Source organism: Marinobacterium rhizophilum, assembly GCF_024397915.1.
Taxonomy (GTDB): domain Bacteria; phylum Pseudomonadota; class Gammaproteobacteria; order Pseudomonadales; family Balneatricaceae; genus Marinobacterium_A; species Marinobacterium_A rhizophilum_A.
The window spans coordinates 2217626-2235676 of record NZ_CP073347.1; the positions used below are offsets into that span (position 1 = coordinate 2217626).

Genomic DNA, 18051 nt, shown 5'->3' on the forward strand with positions numbered 1-18051 from the left:
CTAATCGGTTATGATTCCGCCATCGCCGCGCCCGCGAGTCGATGGCCGGCACCCAATTGATCAGGAGAACAGACACATGGCTTCAGTGCCTTACCGCAAAGACTTCCCGGTATCCTGGGAGGAATTGCACCGCAATGCCCGCGCGCTGTCCTGGCGCCTGCTGGAACTGGGCCCCTGGAAAGGCATTATCGCCATCACCCGTGGCGGCATGGTACCGGCAGCCATTCTGGCGCGCGAACTCGATATACGCCTGATCGATACCATCTGCGTCACCAGCTACGACAAGAGCACGGGCAGTGGCGGGGCCGCCATGGTGCGCGGTGACCTCAACATTATCAAAAGCGTTGAGGGTGACGGCGAAGGCATGATCCTGGTCGATGACCTGGTTGATACCGGCAAGACCGCCCAGTGCGTGCGGGATCTGCTGCCAAAAGCCCACTTCGCCACCATCTACGCCAAGCCCGCCGGCAAGCCGCTGGTCGACACCTTTATTACCGAGGTCAGCCAGGACACCTGGATTCGCTTCCCCTGGGACATGGACTACGCCTTCGCGCCCCCCATGGCCGACCGTTAAGCTGCTCAGGCCATTTCCTCATTCGCGCCAGCGCCCGAGCTGGCATCCCGACTCCTTTTCAGGTTAACTCAAAGTGGTACTGCGCCCGCGAATTGCGCCGCAGTATCGCACCTGTACAAAGGAGATCACGGCCATGGAACACTTTCTCAACAGCCTGCCCAAAGCCGAACTGCACATCCACCTGGAGGGCAGTCTCGAGCCCGAGCTGATGTTCGAACTGGCACGGCGCAATAACATCGAGCTGCCCTACGACACCGTTGACCAGATCCGCGGCGCCTACAACTTTGGCAACCTGCAGGACTTTCTCGATCTCTATTACCAGGGCGCCGGGGTCTTGCAAACCGAGCAGGATTTCTACGACCTGACCTGGGCCTACCTCAAGCAGTGCGAAGCCCAGAACGTGATCCATACCGAACCCTTCTTCGACCCGCAGACCCACTGCGCCCGCGGCATCGACATGGGCACGGTGATCCGCGGCATTGACCGGGCACTGCAGCATGGCCGCGAGCAGCTGGGCATCAGCAGCCGGCTGATTCTGTGCTTCCTGCGCCACCTGAGCGAAGATGACGCCGCCCGCACCCTGGAACAGGCCCTGCCCTATCGCGAACACTTCGTGGCCGTTGGCCTGGACAGCTCGGAAACAGGCCACCCGCCCGCCAAGTTTCAGCGCGTGTTCGACCAGGCCCGCCGACAGGGCCTGCTCTGCGTCGCCCACGCCGGCGAAGAAGGGCCACCGGAATACATCTGGCAGGCGCTGGACCTGCTGCGGGTCGCCCGTATCGATCATGGCGTGCGGGCCAGCGAGGACCCGGCGCTGATCGAACGCCTGGCACGCGAGCAGATTCCCCTGACCGTTTGCCCGCTGTCCAATGTGCGCCTGCGGGTGTTCGATCGAATGCGGGATCACAATGTGCTGCAACTGCTGCAACAGGGGCTGCGCGTGACCATCAATTCCGATGATCCGGCCTACTTCGGCGGCTATATGGAGGAAAACTTTTTGGCGCTGCACCAGGGCCTGTCACTGACCCGCGCCCAGGCCGTCAGACTCAGTCGCAATGCCTTTGACAGTGCCTTTGTCAGCGATGAAGAAAAGGCGGCCCTGCATGCCCGCCTTGACGCCTTTGTGAGTGAATACCCGGGGTAGACGGCGAGTAACGTCCTGCTAAAACAGCCCGATCTGGGGCGCGACCAGGGCATCGAAGTCCTGCCCCAGAAAGGGCAGCAGGGTATCGACCACCGGCTTGAGCTGACGGTCGATGTAGTGCTGGTAATCCAGCGGCGAACGTACCCAGCCCAGAGGTTCAGGCCCGCGCAGCGTAATCAGGTATTCCACGTGGCTGCCGGGGCGAAACGGGCTGCGCCGTCCCTGGCGCTGCATTTCCTGTTCCACTTTGAGCGCCGCCTGCACATGGGGTGGCCGGTTGCGCTGGTATTGCTCCAGCGGCCGGCGCAGCCGCTTGCGGTAGACCAGCTCGCTGTCCAGCTCACCGGCCAGCACCCGGGCCACGGTATCGCGAATCAGCGCTTCATAGGGCTGATCATGAAACACCAACTCATAGAGTTCCTGCTGCAGCCGCCGCGCCAGGGGCGTCCAGTCGGTGCGTACATTTTCCAGCCCCTTGAACACCAGCTCCTCAGCGCCGTCAGCCAGGCGCTTGAGACCGGCATAACGCTTTTTGCTGCCCTTGTCGGAATGACGCATGCGCGGCATCAGAAAGCGGTGGTAATGGGTTTCGTACTCGATCTCCAGGTGGCTTTGCAGCTCAAAGCGCCGCAGCAACTGCTCACGCCACCAGCGGTTCAAATGCCGGGCCAGTGCCTCGCCGCTCTGCCGCGCCTGTGCATCGCTGCAGCTGTCCCCCAGCCAGACAAACACCGAATCGGTATCGCCGTAGATCACCTTGAAACCAAAGCGCTGCTCGATCTCGTCCCGGGTGCGGTTGAGAATTTCGTGGCCGCGCAGCGTAATGGAGCCCGCCAGGCGCTGATCGAAAAAGCGGCAGACGTTGGAGCCCAGCACGCCGTAGAAGGAGTTCATGATGATCTTGATGGCCTGGGACAGCGGCGCATTGCGCGCCTGCTTGGCCTCATCACGGGCCTGCCACAGGCGCTCGATAATGCGCGGCAGTATTGTCTGGCTGCGGGAGAAAATGGCGCCGTTAAAGCCCGGTACCAGGTCGTCCGCCTCGGCCCCCTCGCGCAAGCCCCGCGCCATTCCATAGGGATCGACACAAAAGGTGCGGATAATACTGGGATACAGGCTCTTGAAGTCCAGCACCAGCACCTGGCGATAGAGCCCCGGCACCGATTCCATCACGAAACCGCCGGGAATCGACAGGCCCGACTGGCCCGATGCATATTCGGAGGCGACATAGCCCCGGCGATGCAGTTGCGGCAGGTACTGGTTGTCAAAGGCCGCCGCCGAGCCGCCGATCTTGTCCAGCGGCAGGCCGGTCAGGCGGGCACGTTCAACCAGGTAGTGCAGCAGCTGCGCCTTGGCGAAGATATCCCACACCAGCACGCAATCCTCCAGGTTATAGCGTGCCAGCGCCTCGGGGTCTTCGCGGAACAGCCGCTGAATTTCCTCGCCCCGGGTGTCCACCTTGTCGACCAGCTTGCCACGCTGCAGAAAAACCCGGGCGACATGTTCCAGTGAGAAACTCTCGAAGCTGAAGGTTGCCCCGCGCAGTGTATCGATGCCATCGATCACCAGCCGCCCGGCCAGGCGTACAAACCCCTTGCCGGCGGCCGAATCAATCAGTTTTAGCCGGCTGGCATCGCGCCCCAGGCACAGCGATACGCCCAGTGCCCGCGCACGCTGGGCCAGCACCCTGAAATCAAAGTCGATAACATTCCAGCCGATAAAGATATCGGGGTCGTACAGCCGTACCAGTTCCATCAGCCGGTGCAGCAGGGCGCATTCGTCGGGCAGGAACTCCAGCCAGTCGCAACCCTTGCCCTGGCCGCGCATCAGCACGCGGCGCATGCCCGCGCCATACAGACCAATCGAGTGAATGCGGTCGGCGTTGAGCGTGGTTTCAAGATCGATAGACAGCATACGCAGCTGCGGGCTGTAGTCGGCCGGGCGCAGCAACGGCGAGTTGTCGCTGCGCCGCTGTACGCTGACGCCCCCCTGGATAAAACGCTCCATCAGGTAGCGATCAACCGGGCGGATATCTTCCTCCAGCAACGCTATACCGCCCTGGGCAAGGCGATCAATCAGGCTGCGCTGCAATTTCAGGCTCGGGCTGTACAGGGCACAAACCGGCTCGCCGGTCAGGTCACAGAGGTCGAGTTCGGTCAGCGTCCAGCCGGCCAGTTCGTGCAGCAGCTCAGACGCCTGGTCAGCCTGGCGGCGGCGGATAAAAAAGACCGCCTTCTGGCCCGCGATACGCACTTCCTGCGCACCGCTATCGGTGCTCAGCCAGTAGCTCAGCTCGACCCCCTCGCGGGTATCGCGCTGCTGCCGGCTCAGCACGAAGCCGGTCAGTTCCGCCGGCGCACTCAAGCGCGAAAGGGCGCCACGACTTCAATGCCGGGAAACGCCTGTTCGACCTGCGCCTGATCGTCGGCTTCGAACAGCAGCTTGAGGTTGGGGCCGGCATCCATGGTGAAGTAGACCTCCAGTCCCTGCTGACGCAACGCCCAGACCTGCTGCATGGCGGCCACCGAGTCCGGTGTCCAGTACAGCAGCGGCGGCCAGGACGCGATCATGGTAGCGTGCATGGACAGCGCATTCTGCTCGGCGGTCTGGCCCAGCAAGGCGAAATCCTTGGTGTCGATGGCCTGGTGCAGACGGGTCAGGTCAGCGGCGGCCTGCAACGGCCAGCTCTGATACAGGTGCGCCGTTTCGATGGTGCGCTTCATGCCGGCCCGGCTGTCGACCGCCTTTTCACCGGTTGCCACCTTCACCAGGCCTATGCGCAGCGCAGGCCAGCTTGCCGCCAGCCTTACGCCGTGGGAATCCATGCCGTCATCCCGTACGCCATCGTCCCACTGCACAAAGCCCTCGAACAGCGAGCGGCTGGCGCTGCCGCTGCCCATGCGGGCAAAGGCCGACAGCACCGCAGGCTCGAGCTGCAGGTCCAGCCACTGATCCAGCGCCAAGGTCAGTGCGGCAAAACCCGACGCCGATGACGCCAGCCCCGCTGCCGTGGGGATATTGTTCCGGGTATGGACATGTACCGGCAACGCACGCCCTGCTCGAAACAGCTCGACAAAGGCCAGCAGCTTGCGACTGAAGGCACTGTCTGGCGCCTGTTCTGTACCATTCAGCCAGACCCGATCGGTATCATCACCGGCCGGGGTCAGGCGTGTCCGGCTACCCAGATGCGCCAGCGACACCGACAGGCTTGCATTGATGGGCAGGTTCAGTTCGGCATCGCGCTTGCCCCAGTACTTGCACAGGGCAATGTTGCTCGGTGCAAAAGCCTCGGCTTCATCCCGGGCTGCCAGCACCGCCGGAAGATACGCCTGGACAACCTGTTGTTTGCTGATCATCGTCCCCACCTCTGCTTGCCGGTATTCATGAAAAATCAAACGCCCTCAGGCTTTCTCAAAAAGGCTCCAGGTGCAAGCCCTGACCGCTGACCGCCACCTCGATACGCTGGAAATCCCGCGCAAGCTCAGTATCGTGGCCCAGCGCCAGCACACAGTCTCCCAGGCCCGAGCCCGAGATCTTGCACCCAAGGACATCCGGATTGCCACGCAGCCGATAAATCATCTGCGCCAGGGTCTGGTCATTCACGCCCAGCGCATCCATCAGTCCCTGGTAGATATTCATCAGCTTGCCCAGCTGGGCCCAGTCCCCGGCCCGAATCGCCGTTTCCGCCGCTTCGGTACTGCTGTGCATCAGCGCATAGAGCCCGCCATGCAGCGGCTCCAGTCCAATCGAAGACTGTGCCACCCGCGCCAGCACCTCGGGTGTACGGGTCTTGTAGCCGGCGTAATACAGGCTGATATCAGGCAGGCCCGGCAACGGATCGATACACCTGGGCGAAACCGTATAGCCAATCAGGCCACCATAGACACTGGCCGCAAGGTCGGTACCCGAACCGCGCCCCTGCACCTGGTGAACCACCGCCAGGGCGCGATCAAACACCCTGTCCGGCGCCGTGCTTTCACCGCAACAGGCCTGCAGGGCGGCCACCAGGGCGGCGGTGACCGCAGCGGAAGATCCCAGCCCCACGGTATGGGAAAACTCGGAGCGAATATCCAGCTCAAAGCCACTGGGCAGCTGGTCGGCAAACAGGCCTATGGTGGCCAGTACAAATCCAAGGTTTTCCTCCCGGGGCAATGCATCCAGCGTGCCGCTGGCATTGCCGAGCGCGCTACGTATATGTACCTCGCGGTCGCTGCGGCGCACTAGCCGTACATGCATGTAACGGTTCACCGCACAGGCGATGGCCCGGTGCCCGAACAGCACGGCGTGCTCACCCATGACCATAATGCTGCCGGGGGCACTGACACTAATGCCGCGCCACTCACCCGGTGATGGCTGTGCGCCAACGGCGGCTTGCTCGCTCATATATTCTGTACCCGTTCAAGGTTGGCCACTGACTCAGGCGCATCGCAGGCTCAAGACTGCCAGCGAACACCCTCCCGGTCTTCCTTCAGCTTGCCCCAGCGCCAGTCCGGCGCCAGGTTCAGCGTATCCGGCGTACCTTCCGGCAACCACAGCAGCATGAGACCGCCCTGGTCACCCGAGACGGAGCCTGCTCCGCACACTTTGGCCGCCCCGCCACGTTGCTCGACCTGCTCGGCCAGGCGCACCAGCGGCGCCGGCACCACGCCGATGCGTGTCAGCAGGCGATGATTTTGCCGCACCGGTTCGAGCAGCGACTGCCCCTGCAGCAAGGCTTGCTCCACTCGGCGGGTAACATCGCTGAATTCAGTCCAGATGGCCGAGCCTGCGAAATTGCGCCGCACCCGGTCGACACAGGCGCCGGTGCTCGATGCCGGTGTACCGGTAAACAGCCAGAACCAGCCTGGCCCCAGTCCCTGCTCGGCCAGCGGCAGGCGACTGACGGTACCCTCGCACACCCGCACCAGGCCACCGTGGCAAACCGCCGCCGCATCAATGGCACTGCCCTGGCCATGCTGGAGGCGCTCACAGTGGCGCACCTGCTTCACCAGTTCATCAATGTTTTCGAACTCGCCAAAGAGCTTAAGCAAGGCGGCAATCAGGGCGGCGGATGAACCCATGCCGGCACCAATGGGAATATCGGAGTCGATCGTCACCCGCCCGCCGTGCAGATGCTCCAGCCCCGACAGCAAGCGCGCCATATCCACGGCGTAGAACACCAGTTCAGCGGGTTTTTTCAGGATCTGGCCGATGGACAGCTCGCCGCGCAGGTAGCGCTCGAAGTAGGAGTCCAGCCGCGTGCGCAGCGAATGAAACTTGTCGAAGCCCAGCACATGGGTCTTTTCACGGGCCTGCCAGCTTAGTCGTGGCAGGCGGTCGGGCTCAAAGCTGACACGCATGTGGCGGTCCACCGCCAGCGCCAGCGCCGGTGCCCCGTAGACAACCGAATGTTCACCACTGAGGATGATCTTGCCGGGGGCACAAACCTGCTTTAGCACACAACGTATTCGCGCTTGTGATGGGAAATGGCCGCCAGGCGGAAACGCCCGGTGGTAATCGAGGGAATATCATGGTGTTCGCCGTCACGGGGGTCCGGATAGCGATACAGCTGCAGATACTCCTCGTAGCTGAGTTCCTGGCGTGCCTCCAGCAGCTGGCGGTGCTGCTCGCGGTGCAACCCGCGCTCGTACCCTTCCATCACCCGGCCGGAAAAGAACTCGGCCACGCAACCCGACCCATAGCTGAAAAAGCCGATGCGCTGGCCCGCCAGGTTCTGCTGGCAGTTCTCCAGCAGGGACGCCAGGCCGATATACATGGAAGCGGTATAGCTGTTGCCGATGGCACGGTTGTACAGCAGGGTATCCTGAATCTGACCTTCAAGCTGCTCGGAGTTCAGCTCGCACTTGTTCAGCCTGGCCAGGTGCTGGTGCGCTTTCTGCGCCATGCGCCCGAACGGCAGGTGATAGCAGAAGTGACCAAAGTCACTGAACATCAGCGAACTGGCGCTGCGGAAGTTTTCCCAGGCCTTTTTCAGTGACTTGAGGTAGATCTTGGTGGAGAACTTGCCGTCGACCAGCGCCGTGGCACGGTAGTTGGGGCGCCAGAAGTCCATCACGTCCTCAGTGTAGCTGCCCACTTCCGGATCTATTTCCACCAGCCGCGGATCGGCGCTGATCATCATCGCAACGGCACCGCAGCCCTGGGTCGCTTCACCTGGCGTGTTCAGATCGTAGCGGGCAACATCGGAAGCCACCACCAGCACCTTGCTGCCGGGCCGGCGCGCTACCAGGGCACAGGCCATCTGTACAGCCGCCGTGGCGCTGTAGCAGGCCTGCTTCAGTTCGACTACGCGACAGTTCGACGGCAATCCCAGCAGGCGATGTACATAGACACCAGCCGCCTTGGACTGATCGATGCCGGTTTCGGTGGCGAACAGCAGCGTCGTAATGTCCTCGCCGGCGCCGTCGGCCAGCAGCGGCATCGCCGCGTTGGCCGCCATGGTGACGACATCCTCGTCCGGCGCCGCCATACCCATTTTTTCCTGGCCTATACCGACATAGTACTTATCCGGATCCGTCTGCTGGGCCTCGGCCAGAGTGCGCAGATCCAGGTAATAGTTCGAGGTATAGAAACTGATTTCATCAATACCGACTGACATAAGTGGTTTTGTTCCTCAACGTTGCTCAAGAATCAGGTTCTGATTCCCGAACAACGACGCGATATCCGGAGTTCCCAGCAGAAACATGGCGATTCTAAACTCTTTGCGCAGCTGTTCGATCACAGCAACCACAGCATCCGCAGACTCCATGGCCGGGCGCAGAAAGGGCGCCGCCAGGCCGCACAAAGCGCCGCCGAGTATAACAGATTTCACCATATCAATCCCATCTCTGAGCCCGCCGCTGGCGATCAGCGTGGCACGATCGGCATAGGGCCTGGCAAGCTGCAACGCCAGCGGCGTGGGCGTGCCCCAGTCCTGAAAGCGCAAGCCCGTTGGGTCTGCGCCGCCACTGCTACGGTGATGCTCGATGCGACTCCAGGAAGTCCCGCCGCTGCCGGCGACATCGAACAGCGTGACACCGCGGGACAGCCCCTCGGCAATATCTTCCGGCGCCAGGCCGCAGCCCACTTCCTTCAGAATCAGCGGCACCGAAACAGAAGACGCCAGGGCCGCGATGCGCTCCCCCAGACCGGCGAAATTGGTATCCCCTTCCGGCTGAATCGCCTCCTGCAGGGGGTTCAGGTGCAGATAGAGCGCATCGGCCTGCAGGCAGTCCACCGCTTCCTGGCACTGCTGCTGATCAAAGCCGTAGTTCAGCTGCACGGCACCTATATTGCCCATGAGCAGCGTGGTCGGCGCCAGCTGACGCAACTCGAAACTGGCCCGCGCCTGGGGCTGCGTGAACATCACCCGCTGCGACCCCACCGCCAGGGCAACCTGGCAGCGCTCGGCGGCCTCGGCCAGGTTGCGATTGATGGTGCGTACCAGGACGTGATCCCCCCCGGTCATGGAGGAAATCAGCAGCGGAAAGCTCAGCGTCTTGCCCAGCAGCGTGGTGGAGCTGTCGATGGCAGCCAGGTCCAGGTTCGGCAACGCCCGGTGGCGCAGCCGTATGCGATCGAAGCCGGCACCGCCGCGTTCGATGGCAGGGTCCTTTTCGATGGCCCTGATATGCTGAATCTTGCGCTCGTTGGTCGGGTCCGACATTATCGCTCCAGCTTGAGGTGAGCCTCCATCAGCTCACCGGGATTGGTTTGCGCGGCCAGCAGCGACAGTTCGCCACAGAGCACCGTTGCACCACAGATGGCCGCCAGCCGCCGAGCGTTGGCGCCGGGCTCGCGCTCATCCTTGCAGCCGAGCAAGCGCAGGTTTTCCTCGACGAAATCGAGCCCCTTGCCATTGCCCACGGTACCGACAATAAGGTTGGGCAGCGTGCAGGAAAAATACAGGTCGCCGTTGCGCACTTCGGCGTGCACTACGCCCTGGGAGCCTTCAATGATATTGGCAGCATCCTGCCCGGTGGCCAGGTAGAATGCCAGCAACATGTTGGCGTAATGCGCATTGGCACTGCGCAGACCGCCAGCAATCAAGGTGCCGATCAGGTTCTTCTTGATATTGAGATCAACCACCTTTTCCGGTGTCGTGTGCAGCTTGCGCTCGCACAGGTCACGCGGAATCAGGATCTCGGTCACCACGTACTTGCCGCGACCCAGGATGCCATTCACCGCCGTGGCCTTCTTGTCGGAGCAGTAGTTGGCCGAAATCGACGAATACCGCAGCCCCGGATATTCGGACAGAATCCACGGAATCAGCTTGTCAGCAGCATTGGTCACCATATTGTGACCGGAGGCATCACCGGTGGTGAACTCCAGGCGCAGATAAATCAGGTTGGCGACGACCTGGGAGTGCATGTCGATCAGCTGCGCGAAGCGGCTCGACTGCCCCACCACCGCATTCAGGGCCTCGCGCCGGCTCTTGATCGACTGCAGCGCCTGGTGCGCCGCCCAGGCATCATCCGCCTCCAGCAAGATGGAGCGGCTCATGCGCTCATCAATCACCGAGGTGTTGATACCTCCGGCCAGCACGGAAATACGCGCACCACGTCCCACGGAATGCCACAGGGGCGTTTCGTAGGTCGCCAGCGGCACCCACACTTTTTCATCAACCAGATGGCCCGTCAGCCGAATAGGCCCTACCGAACGCATCGGTATGGGAGCCTGTTGGATCTTGTGTGCTTTCATAAGTGGGTATGCCGCACCAATTAAAAAGGGTTGCACCATGCAACCCTTGAGCTCTATGAATGTTCAGGCAGCGCGGATTTTATCCAGCCACCTGAACAGATGCAAACCCGACCCGCTACGGATTGGTAGCCGCCATCTCGGTGGATTCCATCATGGCGCCATCCTGTGGCAACGACACGTCGAGCGCACTGAGCAGCTGCCCGGTCCCATTGATGACCCGGTACTGGGATATCAGGTAGTCAAAGGTGGCATCGGTGAGGGTATTTTTGGCCGAGAACACTTCGTTCTCGGTATCCAGCAAATCGAGCAATGAACGCTGGCCGATATCAAACTGCTTCTGGTACGAGTCACGGGTTTTCTCCGCCGATGCCACGTACTGTTCGAGGAACTTCACCTGCTGGCCAAGAATCTCGTAGGCGTTCCAGGACAACCCCAGACCCTGCACGACCTGACGATCGGCACTGTTACGGATCTCTTCGGCTTCATGGATCTGGTACTGGGTCTTGCGGATACGGGCATCATCCGAGCCGCCGTTGTACAGGTTGTAACGCAGTCGCAGCATGGCGGTAAAGTCTTCGTTGTCACCGCCGACACCGTCGATGTCATTGAAGAAGGTGCGTTCCATTTCAAAATGGAAGGTTGGCAGGCGACGGCTGTAAGCCGCTTCGTACTGCGCCCTGGCCGCTTCAATATCCGATGCCGCCAGCTGCAGTGTCGGCTGATTCGCTGCGGCCTGCTCCAGCGCCTGATCCAGACTTGTCGGCAGGTCCAGCCCCATGGGCACTTCAAACTGCTGCGGCGGCTCAGCACCGACCACACGTATATAGTTGGCTCGGGCATCTCGCAGGTTGTTGTCCGCCGCCAGCACGTTGACTTCGGACAGCGCCAGACGGCTCTCGGCCTGCTGGATGGACGACAGACTGCCGAGCCCGGATTCCGAGCGCTTGCGAATCTGGTCGTAGATCCGAACGTGGTTGTAGAGGGTCTCCTTGGACAGGCGCAACAGTTCCTGGCGGCGAATCAGCTCGAGATAGCTGCGCGTGGTATCCAGACCAAACTGTTCGGCGACTTCCCGCACGCGGGCGTCAGCCGAACGCAGCCGCGCCTCCTGGCGCTGCACTTCGCTTTCGGTGGCCAGCCCGTCGTACAGCATCTGGCGGAAATTCAGCGTCGCTTCCTTGCGCCACATGTCCGTATCACCGTCCCCCGTCGCGCCCTGGGCGCTGCGGGTTGTTGGGCTGTCGGTCCATTCGTACCCCACCCCCAGCAACAGGTCGATATCGGGATAGCGCCCGCCAATGGCTTCACGTACTTCTTCCGCCACGGCGCGCTTGGCATTGAGTGCCGCCGCCACTTCCGGGTTCTGCAACATGGCATCAGCCACCACCTGCTCCAGCGGCGCGGCCTGGGCCACCTGAATCGCTGAGGCTATCGCCAAGCTCAAAATCACCCCTGTTTTTCTACTCATCTTCCGAATCTCCCTAGCAGCGACGTCCGCCAACCGTTCAATGAATTGTGTGTCGTTCCTGCGCCATAAGGATCAGCGAAACCCGATCTCCGGCCCCGGTTTTCCTTAGTATGGCACTAATATGCGCTTTTACAGTTCGTTCCGTGATCTGCAACTCCCTGGCTATTTGCTTGTTCGGCGCACCGGTCATTAGTATATCCAGCACCTGCTGCTCCCGCTCGCTCAAATCCGCGGCCAAACCAACCTTCTCCGACTGCACCGACAATAGGGCCGATGGATGACCATTCAGCAAGCGCTTCACCAGTTGCTGCATCACCGAGGGTGTAGCCCAGATGTCGCCACGCCATACCGTTTCAAGCAACTGCTGCATAAGGGAGCCGGTAATAAAGGTACTGGCGTAGCCTCTGGCACCCTGCGCCAGCAACCGAATACCCTCATCGTTCTGCGGCCGGTCCACCATAATCACGAACAGCTGCTGCATGGACTCAAGTCGCTGTAGCAGCGCCCGGCGCTGCTCCGGCGCCACGGAATCGAGGTGCAGCAACATCAGGCCGCCGGGCAAGCCCTCGCCGAGCTCCCGCGCCTGAAGCTGGCGCGCAGGATAGTCCGAGAGCAACCGGCCCCAACGCGTCGCCACGTTGGCATGTACTGAAAAAAAACCAAGTTGCATGTCAGCGTTCCGTAAAAGCCCGATCCCGGGCTTTTAGTATCGGCTTCAAAATGTAATCCATTACTGTTTTTTTACCTGTCAGAATATCGACGCTCACCGTCATCCCGGCGATAAGCGGTAGTTTGTTATCGTCATTTCCCAGATATGGCTGCCTGGTTTCAAGACGCACAAGATAATACGCCTGTTTCTCTTCGTCGAGAATCGTACTCGGTGAAACAAACTCCACGGTGGCATCCAGTCCACCGTAAATGGAGAAATCATAGGCCGAAACTTTCACGGTTGCCGGCAATCCGACACGAATCTGGGCAATATCAGCCGGACGAACTCTCGCCTCCACCAGCAGGCGATCTTCCCAGGGCACGATATTCAACAGCGGATCACCGGGCTGAACCACGCCAGCAACGGTATTCACCAAAAGCTGCTTTACGGTACCCTTGACGGGCGATCGCACTTCGGTGCGGGTGATACGATCCTGCATGCCCTGCAGCGTTTCTTTTAGCCGGGCCAGCTCGCCGCTCATTTCATTCAGCTCCGCACGGGCCTTGGAGCGAAACTGCAACTCGCCTTCGTTCAGGCGACTGCGGTGCTCGGAAATGGCCGCTTCGATACGGGGTATACTCAGCCTGATTCCAGCCAGTTCACCCTTCATATCATTGACCTGGCGACGCAGGCGCAGGTATTCGACCTCAGAGATAACGCCCTCGCCCACCAGGGGCTGCATGATGTTCAACTCCTGCAGTAACAGGTTATAGCTGCTGCGAATCTGCTCTTCCTTGGACCTGGCCTCACGCAACTCCTGCTGCCGCTGCTCGAGCTGACGCCCGGACGTTGCCAGGTTTGCGCGCAGCTCCTCAGCCCTCGCCCGGTACAGATTACGCTCACGCTCCAGCTGTCGCGCGAACGCCGCCGGGTAATTCTCGGGAGCAACAAAGGGGGTGTCGTCCGCTTCTGCCTGCAACCGGGCCACCTTGGCAACCAGCTCATATTCGCGCACCTGGCTTTCGTTGAAGGAGCTGGCAAAGCGGGTGTCGTCGATACGCAGCAACACCTGGCCTGGCTCCACCAGATCACCCTCACGCACCAGGATCTCGGACAAAATACCACCCTCCAGGTTCTGCACCACCTGCAGCTGGCGCGAGGGGATAATCTCGCCATCGCCGCGACTGATTTCATCCAGCTCAGCCCAGTTGGCCCAGAGCACGGCAAGCAGCACGAACAGGGCCATGACCCAGAGCAAAACCCGGGCACTGCGCGGGGTCTGCTCCAGCATGGCCTCGCTGATGCTGGTCATGAACTGGGTATCTTGCGGGTTGGCGATCCTTTTCATATCGAATTCCTAGGTCCGGATCTGCAGGCGACCCTGCTTGAGCGCATCCAACACGGCCTGCTTGGGCCCGTCCGCCACCACCTTGCCGCCATCAATCACTATCAACCGATCCACCAGCGTCAGCAAGGACATCTTGTGTGTAACCAGTAACAGGGTACGTTCTGATGCATAGCTTGCCAGCTGTTTCTTCAGATACTCTTCCGAGGCGTTGTCCATGGCATTGGAGGGCTCGTCAAGCACCAGCACGCTGGGATCATGAATCAGCGCCCGCGCCACGGCAACGGCCTGACGCTGGCCGCCGGACAGGGCTGCGCCGCGCTCCCCGACCTGCATGTCAAAGCCCAGCGGGTGGCGATTGATAAACTGATCGGCGCCGGCCAGTGCCGCCACCTGCAGCACCTGCTCATCCGTCGCGTGGGGCGAGCCCAGGGTAATATTGTCACGCAACTTGCCGGCGAACAGCATGATGTCCTGGGGTACATACCCCAGATGACGGCGCAGATCGACCGGGTCGATCTGGTTGATATCAATGCCATCAATGCGGATGGCCCCCTCCGTGGCACTATAAAGCCCCATCAGCAGTTTTTCGATGGTCGATTTGCCCGAGCCGATACGGCCAATGAGTGCGACCTTTTCACCGGCCTGAATACGAAAGGACACCTGATCCAGCGCTTTCTGCTGCTCATCCGGATAGGCGAAGGAGACCTGGTTGAACTCGATCGCTCCCTTGAGCACCGGGCGATGCACGAAGTGGCGATCCTCTTCCCGCTCCTCCGGCATGGCCATGATCTGGTTCAGGGTTTTCAGCGCCGTGGAGGCCTGGTGAAAATTGGTGATCAGCCCCGCCAGCTGCCCCATGGGCGCAATCACCCGGCCAGCCAGAATCACGCTGGCGATCAGGGCCCCGAGGGTCAGCTCGTTTTCACTGATCAGATAGACACCGAAAATAACCAGGGCCGTAGAGGTGAGTTGCTGTACCAGACCGGCAAAATTGACCACCGACGATGACAGCATGCGCGAACGCAGGCCCCAGCGCGCGATATAGCCACCGGCCTGCTCCCAGCGCAATTGCAAGGGCGAAGCCGCACGCTGGGTCTTGACCGTTTCCATCGCCGTGAGGGTCTCGATCAGGATCGAGTTTTTCTGGGACGCCGACTCGAAGGTCTTTTCAACGGACTCCCGCAGGCGCGGTCGCACAATCAGCGAAAAGAGATAAATGATCGGGATCGCCGCCACCGGCACAACAACCAGGGGCCCACCGATCAGGCCGATAACCGCCAGAAATATCAAGGCAAAGGGAATATCGATCAGTACCGTATTTACAGTGGAGCTGAGCATCGAACGGATGCTTTCGAATTCGCGCAGGTTATTGGCAAAGGAGCCGACAGAGCGCGGCATGGCACCGTACTTGATTGCCTGCACCTTTTCGAACAACAGGGCCGACAGCAGAATATCCGTTTTCTTGCCCGCCACCTCGATGAAATAGGCGCGCAGCATTTTTAATCCGAAATCGAAGATGTACACCACGAAAAGACCGATGGCCAGCACCCAGAGGGTTTCGATGGCCGCATTGGGTACCACCCGGTCATACACGTTCATGACGAACAGCGGGCTGGCAAGCACGAACAGGTTAATCATCAGGGACGCCACCAGCACATCCCGATAAATGGCCACCGAGCGTTTTAACGTACCCCAGAACCAGTGCCCCTGCCGATCCGCCAGCACCTTGGAGATACGCTCACTGTAGCGATACTCCAGCCGCACGAAAATGGCATAGCCGGAGTAATGCTGCTCAAGTTCGCGCAAGCCAATGCGATGCTTGCCACCACTTTCCGGCTGAATAATGAACGCCGAGCCATCCTCCAGATCGAGCTCCTGCAGAATGCAGGCCTGGCCATCATCCAGCAACAAGACGACAGGCAGCACCAGGGGAGTGATCTCAGCCAATGGCCGCCGCAATACCCGTGCCGTAAGACCCGCGCGCCTGGCGGCCTGCACAAACAGCCTGGGCGTCAGCCGACCATCCTCCAGCGGCAACCCCGCACTGAGCACCTCCGCCGATAGAGGATTGTGATTTTGCTTGCTCAGCTCTACCAGACAACTCAGGAGGGGGTCTTGAATTTCATCCATGTCCTTGACCTGCTCGGAACGCGGCCTACATACTAGCATGCAACCTAACTACCTGATATCCCTACCCTGATGCTCTATGCAATAAGGAACCCGGAGGGTCGAATCATAGGCCTGACCGAATCTGCCCGGCCCGGCTTGCAGGCCGTTGACGTTAAAAACAGGGAAGTGCTTGAATTCCTGTCAATCAACGACGAGGACTTCTCCGCCGAGGAGTTTCTCGATCAGTCCGATGTCGGCACCGTACGCATTATCGAGGACATGATCGATGTGCTGATTGCCAAAAACCTGATCCTGTTCACGGACTTCCCGCTGGCCTCGCAAAAGAAGCTGCTCAGCCGCAAGCTGGCGCGCAGCATCATCCAGTCGGAGTCAGCGGAGCCGCAGACCCGCCCCTCCGAGGGCCCGCACGCGCCTTCAATCCTGATCGAGGACGACGACGCCTGGCTCTGACCCGCCGGCTCTCATGTCACTGTAATACCGCTCCAACCTCTGCCACAGGCTGTGGTAACGAGCCTGCTGCCGGCCCCCCAGCGCCCCAAAGTGCATTTCAGTTAGCCCTTCATTGCAGCGCCGCACCAGCGGCAGCCACTGTGACGGCGCCTTGCGCCCCCACTCCAGCCCGGAGTGCACCAGGTTGAGTACCAGGCTCGGATTACCCGGGCACAGTTCGTCCGCGGCACAGAACTGCCCATATGCCAGGGCAAAATCCCCCTTTCGAAACGCCTGTAACGCCTCCAGGTAGCAGCGTCCCCACCCCAGATGCACGAATTGCGATCTGATGTTACGCCGGGCATGACTCGCCTCTTGCGCCATGCAGCCACCCCCCAGCGCATCGACCAGAAAATCCAGCAGCAGCGCCTGCTCACCCAGCTCCAACGCCTCAAAGCGCCGCAAGGCATCCCTGGCCGCCTGATCGGCCATTGGCCCATTGCCCCCTGCACGATAGACCTCAACGCTCAGCAGACGCGCCCGCACCGTCGTGGCCGGATCATCCTGAAAGTCCCGCACCAGATGCTCCAGCGTCTGCACGGCCTCCTTTTCCGCCGCCACCGAGCGCGCACCGCCCTTGGCATCGATCTGCGACAGTAACGCACGCACCAGGGCACAGTAGTATTCGACGCACTGAAGCGACGAAAAGCGACAATGACGTACAGCTTCGCGGTAAGCGCCGACCGCCAGTTCCCAGTCCCCCGCCTGCCCCAGCAGGCTTCCAAGCTCAGCCTGCAACGGCGACATGGCCGGCGCCTGGATCACCGCCTTGCGCAACAGCGCCAGCGCGGCCGGACGCTGGCCCTGTATTCTCAGGCTCCGCGCAAGCGGCAAGCTGGCTTCGGGTAATAGCGGTACCTTTTCAGTGTCCAGACACCGCCTCGCCCCCTCGTAATCACCCAGCCCGTAGAGTGCTCGCCCCAGGCCGACGGGAGCCCACCGCTGATCGCCCAGGCCGGCGAACAGATCCCGCGCCTGCGCAAACGCCCTGCAGTGCAGATGCATCTGCCCCTGCAAACGACCAAGCAGCCCCCGCAATGCCGGATACCGCTGTTCCAGCAAAGCGTACTGCCGCTGTGCCGCCACCCACTGCCCCTGCTCAAGCAGGCTGTCCACCGACGCAAGCACCCCTTTAAGCTGCACCAGCTTTTCCAGCCGCCCCTGAGCCTTGCTGCGATTCAGCGGTTTGGTCAGGCAAAGATCCGGCGGATAATCGACGATCCCGGCACACTGCAGCGCCTGCGCAGGCGTAACCAGTAGCACAAAGATCGTACCACGGGGGCAATACCCGCCCTGTAACGCCTCCTGCACGACCTGCAGGCCGCTCTTCTCCCCTCGCCCCAACTCATGGGCAACGATGCAGAAGTCAAATGTCTGCGCCTGCAGATAGCTCGACCCCATATTGGCCGACGGCGCCGTCGCGACGCTCGCCAGGCCAAACTGGCCGAAAATATCTCGCAGCGCGCCCAGATCAGCCCGATTGCTATCGACAATCAACGCCGTCTTGCCAGCAAAATAGTTATTCATGCAACCAACAAAAATAGACTCGCGGCCACGCTAGCACAGATCC

15 protein-coding genes are annotated in these 18051 nt (G+C 61.1%); 3 read left to right on the plus strand and 12 right to left on the minus strand.

Going from position 1 to position 18051, the window contains the following annotated elements; all coding sequences use genetic code 11:
- The first annotated feature begins 76 nt into the window (after positions 1–76).
- Together gpt and KDW95_RS09970 are read left to right on the plus strand one after the other, a co-directional pair.
- Positions 77–574, plus strand: a complete 498-nt coding sequence (gene gpt / locus KDW95_RS09965; RefSeq protein WP_255856118.1) for a xanthine phosphoribosyltransferase — start codon at positions 77–79, stop codon at positions 572–574.
- Positions 575–707: 133 nt separating this feature from the next.
- The gene (locus KDW95_RS09970) at positions 708–1718 is read left to right on the plus strand and encodes an adenosine deaminase (RefSeq protein WP_255856119.1); all 1011 of its coding nucleotides are present in this window, start codon (positions 708–710) and stop codon (positions 1716–1718) included.
- Positions 1719–1736: 18 nt separating this feature from the next.
- Here KDW95_RS09970 and KDW95_RS09975 read toward each other — a convergent pair whose 3' ends face one another.
- From KDW95_RS09975 to KDW95_RS10025, 11 genes are all read right to left on the minus strand, one after another.
- Positions 1737–4082: a DNA polymerase II gene (locus tag KDW95_RS09975; protein WP_255856120.1), complete on the minus strand. Its 2346-nt coding sequence runs from the start codon at positions 4080–4082 to the stop codon at positions 1737–1739.
- A complete protein-coding gene (gene mvaD / locus KDW95_RS09980; protein ID WP_255856121.1) occupies positions 4079–5074 on the minus strand; it encodes a diphosphomevalonate decarboxylase in 996 nt (331 codons plus the stop codon). The genes KDW95_RS09975 and mvaD overlap by 4 nt, the downstream gene beginning before the upstream one ends.
- A 55-nt stretch (positions 5075–5129) precedes the next feature.
- The gene (gene mvk / locus KDW95_RS09985; RefSeq protein ID WP_255856122.1) at positions 5130–6101 is read right to left on the minus strand and encodes a mevalonate kinase; all 972 of its coding nucleotides are present in this window, start codon (positions 6099–6101) and stop codon (positions 5130–5132) included.
- Between the two features lie 50 nt (positions 6102–6151).
- Complete coding sequence (locus KDW95_RS09990; RefSeq protein WP_255856123.1) at positions 6152–7156, minus strand: mevalonate kinase family protein; 1005 nt, start codon at positions 7154–7156, stop codon at positions 6152–6154.
- Positions 7150–8316: a hydroxymethylglutaryl-CoA synthase gene (locus KDW95_RS09995; protein ID WP_255856124.1), complete on the minus strand. Its 1167-nt coding sequence runs from the start codon at positions 8314–8316 to the stop codon at positions 7150–7152. Before KDW95_RS09995 ends, KDW95_RS09990 begins: the two co-directional genes overlap by 7 nt.
- A 15-nt stretch (positions 8317–8331) precedes the next feature.
- Positions 8332–9363, minus strand: a complete 1032-nt coding sequence (gene fni / locus KDW95_RS10000; RefSeq protein WP_255856125.1) for a type 2 isopentenyl-diphosphate Delta-isomerase — start codon at positions 9361–9363, stop codon at positions 8332–8334.
- A complete protein-coding gene (locus tag KDW95_RS10005; RefSeq protein ID WP_255856126.1) occupies positions 9363–10397 on the minus strand; it encodes a hydroxymethylglutaryl-CoA reductase in 1035 nt (344 codons plus the stop codon). Before KDW95_RS10005 ends, fni begins: the two co-directional genes overlap by 1 nt.
- 115 nt (positions 10398–10512) lie before the next feature.
- Positions 10513–11865 (minus strand): TolC family outer membrane protein, encoded by a 1353-nt coding sequence (locus KDW95_RS10010; RefSeq protein WP_255856127.1) that lies wholly within the window; start codon positions 11863–11865, stop codon positions 10513–10515.
- Positions 11866–11902: 37 nt separating this feature from the next.
- A complete protein-coding gene (locus KDW95_RS10015) occupies positions 11903–12535 on the minus strand; it encodes a helix-turn-helix transcriptional regulator (protein WP_255856128.1) in 633 nt (210 codons plus the stop codon).
- 1 nt (position 12536) lies between these two features.
- Positions 12537–13862 (minus strand): HlyD family type I secretion periplasmic adaptor subunit, encoded by a 1326-nt coding sequence (locus KDW95_RS10020; protein WP_255856129.1) that lies wholly within the window; start codon positions 13860–13862, stop codon positions 12537–12539.
- A 9-nt stretch (positions 13863–13871) separates the two neighbouring features.
- Positions 13872–15992: a type I secretion system permease/ATPase gene (locus KDW95_RS10025; protein ID WP_255856130.1), complete on the minus strand. Its 2121-nt coding sequence runs from the start codon at positions 15990–15992 to the stop codon at positions 13872–13874.
- A gap of 69 nt (positions 15993–16061) precedes the next feature.
- Here KDW95_RS10025 and KDW95_RS10030 point away from each other — a divergent pair, with 69 nt between their 5' ends.
- The gene (locus tag KDW95_RS10030) at positions 16062–16442 is read left to right on the plus strand and encodes a hypothetical protein (protein ID WP_255856131.1); all 381 of its coding nucleotides are present in this window, start codon (positions 16062–16064) and stop codon (positions 16440–16442) included.
- Here the strand turns inward: KDW95_RS10030 and KDW95_RS10035 are convergent.
- Positions 16407–18008 (minus strand): hypothetical protein, encoded by a 1602-nt coding sequence (locus tag KDW95_RS10035; protein ID WP_255856132.1) that lies wholly within the window; start codon positions 18006–18008, stop codon positions 16407–16409. The two genes, KDW95_RS10030 and KDW95_RS10035, sit on opposite strands and share 36 nt — an antisense overlap.
- Positions 18009–18051: the final 43 nt, after the last annotated feature.

Excerpts from the sequence above, each read along its gene's own strand:
- gpt (WP_255856118.1), top strand. The coding sequence starts at position 77 with ATGGCTTCAGTGCCTTACCGCAAAGACTTCCCGGTATCCTGGGAGGAA.
- KDW95_RS09970 (WP_255856119.1), top strand. The coding sequence starts at position 708 with ATGGAACACTTTCTCAACAGCCTGCCCAAAGCCGAACTGCACATCCAC.
- mvaD (WP_255856121.1), bottom strand. The coding sequence starts at position 5,074 with ATGATCAGCAAACAACAGGTTGTCCAGGCGTATCTTCCGGCGGTGCTG.
- mvk (WP_255856122.1), bottom strand. The coding sequence starts at position 6,101 with ATGAGCGAGCAAGCCGCCGTTGGCGCACAGCCATCACCGGGTGAGTGG.
- KDW95_RS09995 (WP_255856124.1), bottom strand. The coding sequence starts at position 8,316 with ATGTCAGTCGGTATTGATGAAATCAGTTTCTATACCTCGAACTATTAC.
- fni (WP_255856125.1), bottom strand. The coding sequence starts at position 9,363 with ATGTCGGACCCGACCAACGAGCGCAAGATTCAGCATATCAGGGCCATC.
- KDW95_RS10005 (WP_255856126.1), bottom strand. The coding sequence starts at position 10,397 with ATGAAAGCACACAAGATCCAACAGGCTCCCATACCGATGCGTTCGGTA.
- KDW95_RS10010 (WP_255856127.1), bottom strand. The coding sequence starts at position 11,865 with ATGAGTAGAAAAACAGGGGTGATTTTGAGCTTGGCGATAGCCTCAGCG.
- KDW95_RS10015 (WP_255856128.1), bottom strand. The coding sequence starts at position 12,535 with ATGCAACTTGGTTTTTTTTCAGTACATGCCAACGTGGCGACGCGTTGG.
- KDW95_RS10020 (WP_255856129.1), bottom strand. The coding sequence starts at position 13,862 with ATGAAAAGGATCGCCAACCCGCAAGATACCCAGTTCATGACCAGCATC.
- KDW95_RS10025 (WP_255856130.1), bottom strand. The coding sequence starts at position 15,992 with ATGGATGAAATTCAAGACCCCCTCCTGAGTTGTCTGGTAGAGCTGAGC.
- KDW95_RS10030 (WP_255856131.1), top strand. The coding sequence starts at position 16,062 with ATGCTCTATGCAATAAGGAACCCGGAGGGTCGAATCATAGGCCTGACC.
- KDW95_RS10035 (WP_255856132.1), bottom strand. The coding sequence starts at position 18,008 with ATGAATAACTATTTTGCTGGCAAGACGGCGTTGATTGTCGATAGCAAT.